Source organism: Patulibacter defluvii, from assembly GCF_034096925.1.
Classification (GTDB): domain Bacteria; phylum Actinomycetota; class Thermoleophilia; order Solirubrobacterales; family Solirubrobacteraceae; genus Patulibacter; species Patulibacter defluvii.
In genome coordinates, this window is record NZ_JAWZSQ010000044.1 from 1 (window position 1) to 13,018 (window position 13,018).

Here is a 13,018-nt window from a genome sequence, read left to right on the forward strand (position 1 = left end):
CGCCGCCGCCCCGCCGCGCCCCCGTCCGAGCGCCGCCCCGGCCGATCTGCCGACGGCCGCCTTCGCCGCCGCGCCCGCCGCCCCGGCTCCCGCGCCGCCGACCGCCGACCACGGCGGGGCCGGCCTGCCGCCGATCGACGTCGACGAGCCCACCACCGGCGGCGGCCCGGGCGGTCCCGGCGGTCGCGGTCCACGGCCGAAGCTGCGCTTCCGGTGGCTGCGGCTGCTCGGCCTGCTGATCCCGGTCGCCGCGCTCGCGATCGTCTCGACGATCTTCGGGATGATGATGGCGGTCGCCAGCGACCTCCCCGACCTCGACTCGGCGAAGGAGTTCCGGTCGGCCCGCAACTCGGTCCTGCTCGACCGCAGCGGCAAGCAGATCGGCGTCCTGGCCGGCTCGAACGCGCGCTACGTCCTGACGGCGAACCAGATCTCGCCGACCATGAAGGACGCCGTGATCGCGATGGAGGACGAGCGGTTCCTCGAGAACAGCGGCGTCGACATCCGCGGCATCGCCCGCGCGGCGGTCCAGGACATCCTCAGCGGCGGCGCGGTCCAGGGCGCCTCGACCATCACCCAGCAGCTGGTGAAGATGGCGCTCGAGGCGGAGAACAAGCGGACGGTCTTCCAGAAGCTCCGCGAGGCCGCTCTTGCGTACCACATGACCCGCAAGTGGACCAAGAGCAAGATCCTCACGATGTACCTCAACCGGGTCTACTTCGGCAACGGCGCCTACGGCGTCGAGTCGGCGGCCCGGACCTACTTCGGCCGCAGCCCCGACCACGAGGGCTGCGGGCGGACCGCCAACCGGCCGTGCGCGAAGGAGCTGCGCCCGGCCGAGGCCGCGCTGCTGACCGCGATCATCGCCTCGCCGTCGCGCTTCGACCCGAACGTCGACGCCGGCGCCGCGCTCCGCCGCCGCAACACCGTGCTGCTGAAGATGATGCAGCAGGGGATGATCGACCGGGCGGAGTACGAGACCTCGCGGGTCGAGCCGCTGCCGCCGAAGGACCAGGTCGAGCCGCCGTCGCTCGACTCCAAGAACCCCTACTTCGCCTCCTGGATCAGCGGCCAGCTGGTCGAGCGCTACGGCGCCCAGAAGACCTACGAGGGCGGGCTGAAGGTCAAGACGACGCTCGACCAGCCGCTCCAGGCCGCCGCCCAGCGCGCGGTCAACATGTACCTGGGCTCGCCGGACGGGCCGCAGGCCTCGCTGGTCGCGATCGACAACCGGACCGGCGAGGTGCGGGCGATGATCGGCGGCCGCAACTTCCGCCAGGCCCCGTTCAACCTGGCCACCCACGGCGAGCGGCAGCCGGGCTCGGCCTTCAAGCCCTTCACCCTGGCCCAGGCGCTGCGCCAGGGGATCTCGCCGAACTCCACCTGGACCTCGGGCAAGAAGACCTTCCACGTCCGCGACCACGCCGGCAACCGCGAGGTCTTCCGGGTCACCAACGACCACAACGCCTACTCCGGGTCGACGAGCCTGGCGCGGGCGCTGACCTTCTCCGACAACGCGGTCTACGCCGAGGTCGGCCTGAAGGTCGGGACCAAGCGGATCGCGAAGCTGATCCGGCGGATGGGCGTCCGCTCGCCGGTCTCCTCGAACGCCGCGCTGACGCTGGGCGCCCCGCGCCGCGGCGTCACCGTGCTCGACATGGCCCACGCCTACGAGACGTTCGCCACCCGCGGCGTGCGGGTCAACGGCACCCTCGGCGCGCCGCACGGCGGTCCGGTCGGGATCACCGAGGTCGTCGACGGCGACAAGGTGACCCGCAACCGGCCGCGCAAGATCCGCGTGATGTCGCCGCAGGTCGCCGACACCACGACGCAGATCATGCGCACCGTCGTCACCACCGGCACCGGCAAGCGCGCGGCCTACGGCGGGTTCGCCGCCGGCAAGACCGGCACCACCTCGGACAACATCGACGCCTGGTTCGTCGGCTTCAGCAAGCGGCTGACGGTCGCGGTCTGGGTCGGCTACCCGAACTCCGGCAAGCCGATGCAGACCGAGTACAACGGCGAGCCGGTCGAGGGCGGCACCTACCCGGCCGCGATCTGGGGCACCTTCGTCGGCGAGGCCGAGGCGATCCTGACCGAGCGCGCGCCGAAGAACCAGCCCGAGCCGACCGGCAACGACGTGCCCGTCGGCGACGGCACCAGCGACCTGCCCGACGTCGGCTCCGGCTCGGGCTCCGGGACCGACGGCGAGTCCGGCGGCGCCACGACCGGCGACGGGACCACCGGCGCCGGCGACGCCGCCGGCGAGGGCAACGGCGGCGGTGGCGGCGGGACCGGCAACGGCGGGGGCGGCAACACGACCACCGGGCCTCCGCCCGTCAACCCGCAGCCCGGCGGCAGCGGGTCGGGGTCGGGGTCGGGGTCCGGTTCCGGTTCCGGATCGGGCAGCGGGTCGGGGTCGGGGTCGGGGTCGGGGACCGGATCGGGCTCCGGGACCGGCAGCGGCGCCGTCCCGCTCGGCTGAGCGGCGGCGGTTTCGGCTGGGCGCTCGGCGCGCCAGGCCGGCCCCGCTGAGGCCGAGCGATGCCGCCCTCAGCGGGGCGGGCCGCGGCGTGCCTCAGCGGCGGCGCCCGACGGACGCGCGGCGCATCGCCGGTGGCCACGGCCGCGAGACGTCGGGGCTCGAGGCGTCGGCGAACCGCCACGGCAGGTCGACCGCCTTGGTGATCCCGATCCGCGGGCCGTCGACCAGCGACACCGGCCGCGCTCCCGGCGGCGGCGCGAGGATCCGGACCACGCCCGAGGCCAGGTCGGCGCCGTCCATCCCCAGCGTGATCGCGAGCGCGACCGTCAGCCGACCCGGCCCGGCGACCAGCTCGCGCTCGGGACGACCCGGGCGCCGCTCGCGCATCCGCTCGATCCCGGCCAGCGGCTCGACCGCGCGGATCAGGACCGCGGCCGCCGTGCCCTCGGGCTCGCAGACCGCGTTGATCATCGCGTGGATGCCGTAGGAGCGGTAGACGTAGGCGTAGCCCGGCGGGCCGAACAGGACCTCGGTCCGCGGCGTCGGCCGCGGCGGGGTGCCGTAGCCGTGGCAGGCCGGCTCGGTCTCGTGGTAGGCCTCGGTCTCGACGATCCGGCCGGCCGTCTCGCCGTGGACCAGCACGCAGCCGAGCAGGTCGCGCGCGACCTCGACCACCGGCCGCGCGTAGAAGCCGTGGGGCAGCGGCGGCGGCGCGATCCAGGCCCCGTCCGCCGGGTCCCGGTCGGGGTCGGGGTCGGGGTCGGGGGCCGGCGCCACCGTCACCCGGCGAGCAGCGCCCGCGCCAGGTCGAGCTGCTCGGCGACCCGCGCCGACGCGGTGCCGCCCTGGCTCTGCTTGCGCTCCAGCAGCGACAGCGGCTCCAGCAGCTCGCGGATCCACGGACCCAGGTGCTCGCTCTGGGCCGTCAGCTCGTCGTCGGACAGCTGCGACAGCGCGCGGCCGGAGTCGACCGCCTCGCGGACCAGCCCGCCGACGATCGCGTGGCACTGGCGGAACGGGACCCCGCGCTGGACCAGCGCGTCGGCCAGGTCGGTCGCGGCCAGCAGCTCGTCGGCGGCGGCCGCGGCCATCCGGTCCTTGCGGAACGTGCCACCGGCGATCATCCCCGCCGCCGCGGCCAGCGCCTGCTCGATCGTGTCGGCGGCGTCGAACAGGTGCTCCTTGTCCTCCTGCAGGTCCTTGTTGTAGGTCAGCGGCAGGGCGTGGATCACGCCGTGCAGCGCCTGCAGGTGGCCGACGATCCGGGGGGCCTTGGCCCGCAGCAGCTCGGCGCAGTCGGGGTTCTTCTTCTGCGGCATCAGCGAGCTGCCCGACGACCAGGCGTCCGGCAGCGTCAGGAAGCCGAACTCCTCGCTCGCCCACTGGACGATCTCCTGCCCCAGCCGCGACAGGTGGGTCGCGCAGGTGGCGGCGGCGTTCAGGTAGTCGAGGACGAAGTCGCGGTTGGAGACGGCGTCGATCGAGTTCGGCGCCGGCTCGCCGAAGCCGAGCGCGGCCGCGGTCATCGTCCGGTCGGTGGCGAAGTTGACGCCGGCCAGGGCGCCGGCGCCGAGCGGCATCCGCCGCAGCGCCTGCTCGCCGGCGAAGCGGAAGCGGGCGCGATCGCGCTCCAGCATCCAGACGTAGGCCAGCAGGTGGTGGGCCAGGTAGACCGGCTGCGCCCGCTGGAGATGCGTGTAGGCCGGCATCGGCCAGTCGCGGTGGGCCTCGGCGACGTCGATCAGGGCCCGCATCAGGGTCTCGATCGCGGCGACCGCGCGCTCGCTGGCCTCCCCCACCCACAGCGCGACGTCGGTCGCCACCTGGTCGTTGCGCGACCGGGCGGTGTGGAGCCGGGCGCCGGGATCGCCGACCAGCTCGGTCAGGCGGCGCTCGACCGCCATGTGGATGTCCTCGTCGTTCGGCTCGAACGGGAACGTGCCCTGCTCCAGCTCGCTCTCGATCTGCTCGAACCCGCGCAGGATCGCCGCCAGGTCGTCGTCGCCGATGATCCCCTGCGCGGCCAGCATCGTCGCGTGCGCGCGCGAGCCGCGGATGTCCTGGCGCCAGAGCCGGCGGTCGAACCCGAGCGACGTGTTCATCGCCCGGAAGACGGGATCCTGCGGCTCAGCGAAGCGTGACATCGGGGCCAAGTCTAGGTGGCCGCCCGCCGGCTAGGCCGCGCGGGCGGCGCCGCGGCGGCGGACGGCCGCGACCTCGTCGCGCAAGGCCCGCCGGACGGCGCTCCGGACCACGCCGTCGGCGTCGCCCACCAGCCACAGCTCGGTGGCGATCGGCACGGCCAGCGGTCCGCGCTCGATCGGTCGCAGCCCGTCGCCGCCGGCGGCCAGCAGCGCGACCCCGAGCCCGGCCCGGACGGCGGTGTGGACGCCGCTCATGATCGGGCTCTCGGCGGTGATCCGGGGCTCGCAGCCGAGCGCCGTCACCTGCTCGATCGCCAGCTCGCGGATCAGGCACGGCGCGTCGTAGGCGACCAGCTCGAGCGGCCGCCCCGACGGCGGATCCTCGGCCGGGCTGGCGCCGGGGCGGACGCTGGCCGCGGCGTACCAGCGGAGGTCGACCGTGGCCACCGCCAGCGGCCGCGGCGCGCCGCTCGGGTCGAGCAGGATCGCCGCGTCGATCGCCCCCTCGTCGAGCCGCCGCTTGAGCCGGAACGAGCGGTCGACCCGCAGCTGCACGTCGCGGCCGAGCGTTCGCCGGAGGTCGGCGACGATCGCCGGCAGCCACGGATCGACGACGTGCTCGACGACCCCGACCACGAACGGCCGGCGGTCGGCGTCGCCGTCGGTCAGCCGCCGGACGGCGACGTCGTGGGCGCGGACGACCGCCCGCAGCTCGTCGGCGACCGCCAACCCGCGGCCGGTCGGCACCACCCCGCGGCCCTGGCGCGCGAACAGCGGCCCGCCGGCGGGACCGAGCTGGGCCTCCAGCCGGCGGACGTGCTGGCTGACCGCCGGCTGGCTCAGGTGCAGCGCCTCGGCGGCGCGGTGGTAGCCGCCGTAGTCGACCACCGCCAGGAACGAGCGGACGTGCGCGAGGTCCAGGTCCACCCGCCCAGCGTGGCAGAGCGCCGGCTCCGCTGCCACGACCGATCACGGATCGTGATCGATCACGGCCGAGACGCGATCGGCCGCGACCCCGGGCGGCGCCACGATCGTTGCCGTGGCCGCGCTCCTGCTCCTGCTCGCCTTCGTCCTGCTGTGGGCCTCCGGCTACGTGGTCGGCGCGCTCGGCGTCGCGGTCGCCGACCCGCTGGCGCTGCTCGTCGTCCGGTTCCTGCTGGCGTCGCTGGTGATCGTGCCGCTGGCGCTGCGGGTGCCGGGCTGGCGGCGGGCGCCCTACCGGCGGCTGGTGACGATCGGGCTGCTGCTGCAGGCGGTCCAGTTCGGCTTCGGCTACAGCGCCCTGCGGCTGGGCGTGCACCCGGCGCTGATGGCGCTGGTGATGCTCGGCCTGACCCCGCTGGTGACGACCGCCGCCGCCGGCGCGCTGGCGATGGAGCAGCCGCGGCCCGCGACCTGGGCCGCGCTCGCCGCCGGGCTGCTCGGGGTCGCCGTCTCGCTCGCGCCGAGCCTCGGCGACGCCCGCGTCGGGGCCGGGGTCGCGCTGGTGCTGGTGGCGATGCTCGGGCTGGCCGGCGGCTCGCTGCTGCAGAAGCGCTGGGGCGGCGACGTCGACCCGCGGATCGCCGTCGCGGTCCAGTCGCTGGTCGGCGCGGCGGTGCTCGGCCCGGTCGCCCTGCTCAGCGGCCAGACCCACGTGACGCTCGGCCCGCAGTTCGTCGAGTGCGTGCTGTGGCTGGCCTGGGCCGGGACCGTCGGGGCGATGGTGCTGCAGGCGCTGCTGCTGCAGCGGCTGCCGCTGAGCGTCGTCTCGGCGACGCTGTTGACGGTGCCGCCGGTGACCGCGCTGATGGCGCTGGCGCTGCTCGGCGACCCGGTCGCGCCGCTGACCCTGGTCGGGATGCCGATCACGCTGGCCGCGGTCGCCGCGGTGGTCCGGCGGCGGCCGCCGACGACGGCCGCCGGGCGCGCGCCCGTCCCCGCCCGCCGCTAGTCCGCGGGCGGCCGGTCGCCGGTCAACACCGCGGTCAGCTCGGCCACGACCCGCTCGACCTGCCGCTCGCTCATCGCCGGGAAGAAGGGCAGCGCCAGGCCGCGGGCGGCGGCGTCCTCGGCGACCGGGAACTGGCCGCGCCGGAACCCGAACCGCTCGCGGTAGAAGGAGAAGAGGTGGATCGCCGGCAGGTAGTCGCGGGTCTGGACGCCGCGCTCGCCGAGGGCGGTGATCGTCGCGTCGCGGTCGACGCCGCGCGGCAGCCGCACGACGTAGACGAACCACGAGCGGCGGGCGCCGGCGACGTCGGTGCCGGCCAGGTCGGCGTCGCTCGGCGGCAGCTCGAGCCCGGTGCGGGCCGCCAGCTCGGCCAGCCGCTCGCCGTAGGCGGCCGCGATCCGCTCGCGGGCGGCGAGCATCTCGTCGAGCCGCCCGAGCTGGGCGATCCCGAGCGCGCACTGGATGTCGGAGAGCCGGTAGTTGAAGCCCAGCCGGTCGTGGTCGAGCCACGCCATCCCCGGTGCCCGGCCCTGGTTGCGCTCGCTGTCGATCCGGTCCTTGATCGCCGGATCGCCGACGGTGACCATCCCGCCCTCGCCGGTGGTCAGCTGCTTGTTGGCGTAGAAGGCGAAGACCGCCGGGTGGCCGCGGCCACCGACCGGGACGCCGTCGGGATGGACCGCGCCGAGCGCCTCGCAGGCGTCCTCGACGATCGGCACGCCGAGGCCCTCCAGCTGCGGGGTCGGCGCCGGCACGCCGAAGATGTGGACCGGCAGCAGCGCCGCCGTCCGCTCGCCGACCGCCGCCGCGACCGCCGCCGCCGGCACGTTCAGCGTCACCGGGTCGACGTCGACGAAGACCGGCGTCGCGCGCTCGAAGAGGCCGGCGTTCGACGAGGCGATGAACGAGAACGGCGAGGTCACGACCTCGCGGCCGTCGAGGTCGTCCGCGACCGCCCGCAGCGCCAGGTGCAGCCCGGCGGTCCCCGAGGAGACCGCCGCCGCGTGGGTGGCGCCGACCCGGTCGGCGAAGCGGCGCTCGAACTCGCCCAGCCGCGGGCCGAGCGACAGCTGGCCCGAGCGCAGCACCTCGAGCACCGCCTGCTCCTCGGCCTCGCCGATCACCGGCTGGGCCAGCGGGATCCGCTCCTCGGCGCTCACGCCCGGTCGGCCTCCGCGATCGCCGCCGCCCGCCGGCCCGGCTGCTCGGCCCAGGCCAGCGACTCGACCAGCGCCTCCCACGAGGCCCCGATCAGGTTCTCGCCGACGCCGATCGAGCCCCAGGTGGCGGCACCGTCGCTGGCGTCGATCAGGACCCGGGTGACCGCGCCGGTGCCCTTCGTCTCGTCGAGGATCCGGACCTTGAAGTTGACCAGCTCGATGTCGGAGAGGTGCGGGTGGACCTGGCCGATCGCGCTCCGCAGCGCGCGGTCGAGGGCGTGGACCGGGCCGTTGCCTTCGGCGGTGCGGACGAACCGTTCGTCGCCGATCCAGATCTTGATCGTGGCCTCGGTCTCGACCTGGCCGCCGGCCCGCTGCTCGACGATCACCCGCCAGCTCTCGAGCGTGAAGAGCGGCTCGTAGGCGCCGGTCTCGCGCCGCAGCAGCAGCTCGAAGCTGCCGTCGGCGGCCTCGAACTGGTAGCCGCGGTGCTCCAGCTCCTTGACCCGGTCGATGATCCGGACCGCCTGCTCGTCGGTCACCGTCAGCCCAGCCGCCTCGGCCTTCTCGACCACGGTGCCCTTGCCGGCCAGCTCCGAGATCAGGACCTCGCGGGCGTTGCCGACCGTCGCCGGATCGACGTGCTCGAAGGTCGACGCGTCGGCCCGGATCCCGGCGACGTGCAGCCCGCCCTTGTGGGCGAAGGCGTTGCGGCCGACGTAGGGCTGGGTCGGCCGCGGCTGGCGGTTCAGCAGCTCGTCGACGAAGTGGGCGGTCGCGGTCAGCTTCGCCAGCCCGCCCTCGGGCAGCGAGCGGATGCCCATCTTCAGCTCGAGGTCGGCGGTGATCGTCGTCAGGTTGGCGTTGCCGGTCCGCTCGCCGATCCCGTTGGTCGTGCCCTGGACGTGGGTCGCGCCGGCCTGGACGGCGAGCAGCGAGTTCGCCACCCCGCAGCCGGCGTCGTCGTGGGCGTGGATCCCGATCCGGGCGTGGGCGCCGAGCTCGTCGACGACCGCCCGCACCGCCTCGTGGACCTGCATCGGCAGCGACGAGCCATTGGTGTCGCAGAGGGTGATCGTGTCGGCGCCGGCCTCGACCGCGGCCCGCAGGCAGCGGTGGGCGTACTCGCGGTCGGCGCGCCAGGCGTCGAAGAAGTGCTCGGCGTCGTAGACGACCCGCTTGCCCTCGCCGACGAGGAAGGCGACCGAGTCGGCGATCAGCCGCAGGTTCTCGGCCGGGTCGACGCGGACGACCTTCTCCAGGTGCAGGCTCCAGGTCTTGCCGACGATCGTGGTGACGTCGCAGAAGCAGTCGGCGAGGATCCGCAGCGCCGGGTCCTGGTCGGCGCGGAGGTCGCGGCGCCGGGTCATGCCGAAGGCGGCGATCGTCGTGTTGACCCAGGTCTCCCGGGCGAGCAGGGCGAACAGCTCCTGCTCCTTGGGGTTGGAGGCCGGGAAGCCGGCCTCGATCAGGTGGACGCCGAGCTCGTCGAGCTTCTTGGCGACCCGCAGCTTCTCCTCGGCGGAGAGCGACATGCCCTCGCCCTGCATGCCGTCGCGGAGCGTGGCGTCGTAGAGCTCGAAGGGCCGGGTGGGAACGGTGGAGGTCATCGGTGGCGGTCGTGGGGGTTCGGGCGGACATCGGACGCTGCGACCGACCGCGCCGGCGGCTGCCGGCTGCGGGGTCGCGTCGGTGGGCACGGGCGACCAGGCCGTGCCGGCCCGGTTGCCCTACGGAATTCGCCGGATCGCCCGGCGGCCGATGTCGGCCCGTCCGTTCACGACGGCTGCGCCGCCTCGCGGACCGGGACCGGGTCGAGCCAGCGCCGGTAGCGCTCGTCGCGACCGTGCAGCGCGTCCTCGAAGACCCGCTGGACCTCGCGCGTGATCGGCCCCGGCTCGCCGCTGCCGACGGCGTGGTCGTCGACCTCGCGGATCGGGGTCAGCTCGGCGGCGGTGCCGGTGCAGAAGATCTCGTCGGCCAGGTACAGCTCGGCCCGGGCCAGGTCGCGCTCGACCAGCTCGTAGCCGAGGTCGCGGGCGATCTCGATCACCGAGCGGCGGTTGATGCCGTCGAGGATCGAGGCGGTCTGCGGCGGGGTGTAGATCCGGCCCTCGCGGACGACGAAGAGGTTCTCGCCCGAGCCTTCGCAGACGACGCCGGCGTCGTCGAGCAGGATCGCCTCGTCGTAGCCGGCCTTCGTCACCTCGATCTTCGCCAGCACCGAGTTCAGGTACTGGCCGGTCGCCTTCGCGTGCGGGATCAGGCCCGAGGGCGAGAGCCGGCGCCAGGAGGAGACCTTCGCGCGGACGCCCTTGGCCTTGCCCTCGTCGCCGAGGTAGGCGCCCCACTCCCAGCAGGCGATCACGACGTCGACCGGCGAGTCGAGCGGGTTGAGCCCCATCGGGCCCTCGCCGCGGAAGACGATCGGCCGGATGTAGCAGGAGCGGAGGCCGTTGGCCGCGACCGTGTCGAGCGTCGCCTGGCGCAGCTGCTCCGGGCTGTACGGGATCGGCATGTAGTAGAGCTCGGCCGACTTGAACAGCCGGTCGACGTGCTCGGGGTGGCGGAAGATCGCCGGCCCGATCTCGGTGTCGTAGCAGCGGACGCCCTCGAAGACCCCGGTCCCGTAGTGCAGCGCGTGCGTCAGCACGTGCACCTTCGCCTCGTCCCACGGGACGAGCTCGCCGTTCTTCCAGATGACGTCCGCCTGCGGCACCGCGCTTGCTCCTCGTCGCTGCTGATCGCCCCGCCCCAGCGAAGGCGGGTCCTCGGACTGTACGCCCTCGCGCCCTCCGGTGCCCGCGCACCCGGGTCCCCGCCACCCCCCGACCGGTGGGCGGGGCGCCGCCGCGGGCTGGGCATCGCGGCCGCACCGGCGTAGCGTCGAGGACGGCGTCGGGAACCGGCCTTCCCCAGCGGTCGGCACCCCCGTCCCCCGGCGCACCGGAGGCCTCGATGTCCCACCGCACCCTGCACCCCGTGATGTCGATGAAGGACCGCGACGAGCGGATCCGCGCGATGCTGGCCCTGCGGGCCGGCGCGATCGAGGACGCGTTCCTCGACGCCGGCCACGCGCCGGACCACGTCGACGCCGAGGGCGTCGAGCACTGCCGCGTCGCCACCCACCCGACCTGGCTGGGCGCCTCGCGCACCGACGACTGATCGTCGTCGCCGCTCGACCGACGGCCCCGGGTCCTCCTCGCGCAGGGAGGATCCGGGGCCGTCCGTCGTTCGCGGCCGGTCTCAGTCGCCGGGGGCGCCGGCGACCTGGCGGGCGCGGTCGCCGCCGAGCTGCTTCAGCCGCTCCCAGTCGACGTCCCGGAAGTTGTGCATCGGGCAGTACTTCGGGCCGCACATCGAGCAGAACTCGGCGGTCTTGAAGTAGTCGTCGGCCAGCGTCGCGTCGTGCATCTCGCGGGCGGTGTCGGGGTCGACGGCGAGCGCGAACTGGCGGTTCCAGTCGAAGTCGAACCGCGCCCGCGACAGCTCGCGGTCCCAGCGGGCGGCGCGCGCCCCGTGCGACCCGCCGCGGGCCAGGTCGGCCGCGTGGGCGGCGATCCGGTAGGCGATCAGGCCCTGCTTGACGTCCTCGGCGTCGGGCAGCCCCAGGTGCTCCTTGGGGGTGACGTAGCAGAGCATCGAGGTCCCGTGCCAGCCCACGACCGCGGCGCCGATCGCGCTGGTGATGTGGTCGTAGCCGGGCGCGACGTCGGTCACCAGCGGCCCGAGCGTGTAGAACGGCGCCTCGCGGCAGACCCGCTGCTGGCGCTCGACGTTCTCCTGCAGCTGGTGGAGCGGCACGTGGCCGGGGCCCTCGACCATGCACTGGACGCCGGCGTCCCAGCAGCGGCCGACCAGCTCGCCGAGGGTGTCGAGCTCGGCGAACTGGGCGGCGTCGGAGGCGTCGGCGATCGAGCCCGGCCGCAGCCCGTCGCCGAGCGAGATCGTGACGTCGTGGCGGGCGCAGATCGCCAGCACCTCGTCGAACGCCTCGTAGAGCGGGTTCTCGCGCTCGTGGTGGACCATCCAGCGCGCCAGCAGCCCGCCCCCGCGCGAGACGATCCCGGTCGTGCGGTGCTGGCAGAGCGCCAGGTGGCCCAGCAGCACGCCGGCGTGGATCGTCATGTAGTCGACGCCCTGCTCGGCCTGGGCGCCGATCACGTCGAGCAGGATCTCCGCCGTCAGCTGCTCCGGCCTCTTGACCCGCTCCAGCGCCTCGTAGATCGGGACCGTCCCGATCGGCACGGTCGCGACGCCGACGATCGCCTCGCGGGTCTCGCGGATCCGCTTGCCGGTCGAGAGGTCCATCACCGTGTCCACCCCCCAGCGCTGCGACAGGTGCAGCTTCTCGACCTCCTCGTCGAGCGACGAGGTGGTCGGGCTGGAGCCGATGTTGGCGTTGATCTTGACCCGCGCCCGGAGGCCGATCGCCATCGGGTCGAGGGCGGCGTGGTGGAGGTTGGCCGGGATCACCATCCGGCCCCGCGCGACCTCGGCGCGGACCGTCTCCGGGCTGAGCGACTCGCGCTCCGCCACCCGCGCCGCCTCCGGCGTGATCGTCCCCTCGCGGGCCGCCCGCAGCTGCGTGCGCGGGGTGCCGTCCTCCGGGAAGACGTGCCGTTCCATGATGCTCCCTCCGCCGGTATGAACCGGATCAGGTCGTCGGGTCAGCGCGGCGCCAGCGCTATCTCAGCCCCTGCCTGGGACCCCCCGGATGGTTGTCGGACCTCCACCCTAGCCAATCCGGCGGGCCCGACCGTCGCGTGAACAGACAGGCAACCTGTTGTCCACCTCGATCCGTCAGGATGGGGCCATGCGAGGACTGCGAACCCTGCCGCTCGCCACGGCGACGACGCTCGCGCTGGTCGCCCCGGTGGCCGCGTCAGCCGCTCCCGCCGGCGCGCGCGAGACGGCCCCGGCGTCGAAGACCGAGTACCTGCAGAGCGGGCAGTACGCGCGCGAGGTGGTCGCCGCCGCCGCGCCGGCCACGGCCTGGATCCAGAAGCGGAGCGACCAGGCGAACCAGCTGACCGCCGCCTGCAAGGCCTACGGGCTGCCGGTCGGGAAGGACGGCCAGCCGACCACGCCGACCCTCCACGAGCCGACCGCCGAGCAGCAGGCGGCCGCGATCCGGACCGCCGCCGCGGCCAAGCGCGCCGCGCGCAAGGCCCGCAGCGCCCGCACCGCCGCCCGCCGGATCGCCAAGCGCAAGGGCGCGTCGAAGGCGGCGATCCGCCGCGCCGCCCGCAAGGCGACGACGCTGCGCCGCACGGCCCGCCGCGCCGCCAGCGCC

At 74.7% G+C, this 13,018-nt stretch carries 10 protein-coding genes, 1 pseudogene and 1 riboswitch; of the genes and pseudogenes, 4 read left to right on the forward strand and 7 right to left on the reverse strand.

Going from position 1 to position 13,018, the window contains the following annotated elements; all coding sequences use genetic code 11:
* On the forward strand, nucleotides 1–2,485 hold a 2,485-nt coding region (locus SH587_RS24150), incomplete at its 5' end, for a transglycosylase domain-containing protein (protein ID WP_320673224.1).
* Nucleotides 2,486–2,578: 93 nt separating this feature from the next.
* On the opposite strand, the gene SH587_RS24155 is transcribed toward SH587_RS24150, so the two are convergent.
* The 3 genes from SH587_RS24155 to SH587_RS24165 are packed head-to-tail and all read right to left on the reverse strand — an operon-like array spanning nucleotide 2,579 to nucleotide 5,556.
* Complete coding sequence (locus tag SH587_RS24155; protein ID WP_320673225.1) at nucleotides 2,579–3,268, reverse strand: DNA-3-methyladenine glycosylase; 690 nt, start codon at nucleotides 3,266–3,268, stop codon at nucleotides 2,579–2,581.
* Nucleotides 3,265–4,629, reverse strand: coding sequence for an argininosuccinate lyase (gene argH / locus SH587_RS24160; RefSeq protein ID WP_320673226.1), 1,365 nt, complete (start codon nucleotides 4,627–4,629; stop codon nucleotides 3,265–3,267). Before argH ends, SH587_RS24155 begins: the two co-directional genes overlap by 4 nt.
* 30 nt (nucleotides 4,630–4,659) lie before the next feature.
* Complete coding sequence (locus tag SH587_RS24165) at nucleotides 4,660–5,556, reverse strand: LysR family transcriptional regulator (RefSeq protein ID WP_320673227.1); 897 nt, start codon at nucleotides 5,554–5,556, stop codon at nucleotides 4,660–4,662.
* A gap of 112 nt (nucleotides 5,557–5,668) precedes the next feature.
* Between SH587_RS24165 and SH587_RS24170 the strand changes: the two genes are divergently transcribed.
* Nucleotides 5,669–6,562: a DMT family transporter gene (locus SH587_RS24170; protein ID WP_320673228.1), complete on the forward strand. Its 894-nt coding sequence runs from the start codon at nucleotides 5,669–5,671 to the stop codon at nucleotides 6,560–6,562.
* Here the strand turns inward: SH587_RS24170 and SH587_RS24175 are convergent.
* From SH587_RS24175 to SH587_RS24185, 3 genes are all read right to left on the reverse strand, one after another.
* Entirely contained in the window at nucleotides 6,559–7,722 is a 1,164-nt protein-coding gene (locus SH587_RS24175; protein WP_320673229.1) for a DegT/DnrJ/EryC1/StrS family aminotransferase, read from the reverse strand. The two genes, SH587_RS24170 and SH587_RS24175, sit on opposite strands and share 4 nt — an antisense overlap.
* On the reverse strand, nucleotides 7,719–9,332 hold the full coding sequence (gene cimA, locus SH587_RS24180; protein ID WP_320673230.1) for a citramalate synthase: 1,614 nt from the start codon (nucleotides 9,330–9,332) through the stop codon (nucleotides 7,719–7,721). Before cimA ends, SH587_RS24175 begins: the two co-directional genes overlap by 4 nt.
* 167 nt (nucleotides 9,333–9,499) lie before the next feature.
* Entirely contained in the window at nucleotides 9,500–10,441 is a 942-nt protein-coding gene (locus SH587_RS24185) for a branched-chain amino acid transaminase (RefSeq protein WP_320673231.1), read from the reverse strand.
* 239 nt (nucleotides 10,442–10,680) lie between these two features.
* Here SH587_RS24185 and SH587_RS24190 point away from each other — a divergent pair, with 239 nt between their 5' ends.
* A complete protein-coding gene (locus SH587_RS24190) occupies nucleotides 10,681–10,887 on the forward strand; it encodes a hypothetical protein (protein ID WP_320673232.1) in 207 nt (68 codons plus the stop codon).
* A gap of 81 nt (nucleotides 10,888–10,968) precedes the next feature.
* Here SH587_RS24190 and thiC read toward each other — a convergent pair whose 3' ends face one another.
* Complete coding sequence (gene thiC / locus SH587_RS24195; protein WP_375341810.1) at nucleotides 10,969–12,354, reverse strand: phosphomethylpyrimidine synthase ThiC; 1,386 nt, start codon at nucleotides 12,352–12,354, stop codon at nucleotides 10,969–10,971.
* Nucleotides 12,340–12,448: riboswitch (TPP riboswitch) on the reverse strand. It overlaps the preceding gene by 15 nt.
* Before the next feature lie 90 nt (nucleotides 12,449–12,538).
* Between thiC and SH587_RS24200 the strand changes: the two are divergent.
* Nucleotides 12,539–13,018: pseudogene (locus SH587_RS24200) on the forward strand (hypothetical protein); the annotation flags it as partial.

Coding starts and splice junctions, on each gene's coding strand:
- argH (WP_320673226.1), bottom strand. CDS start 4,629: ATGTCACGCTTCGCTGAGCCGCAGGATCCCGTCTTCCGGGCGATGAAC.
- cimA (WP_320673230.1), bottom strand. CDS start 9,332: ATGACCTCCACCGTTCCCACCCGGCCCTTCGAGCTCTACGACGCCACG.
- SH587_RS24190 (WP_320673232.1), top strand. CDS start 10,681: ATGTCCCACCGCACCCTGCACCCCGTGATGTCGATGAAGGACCGCGAC.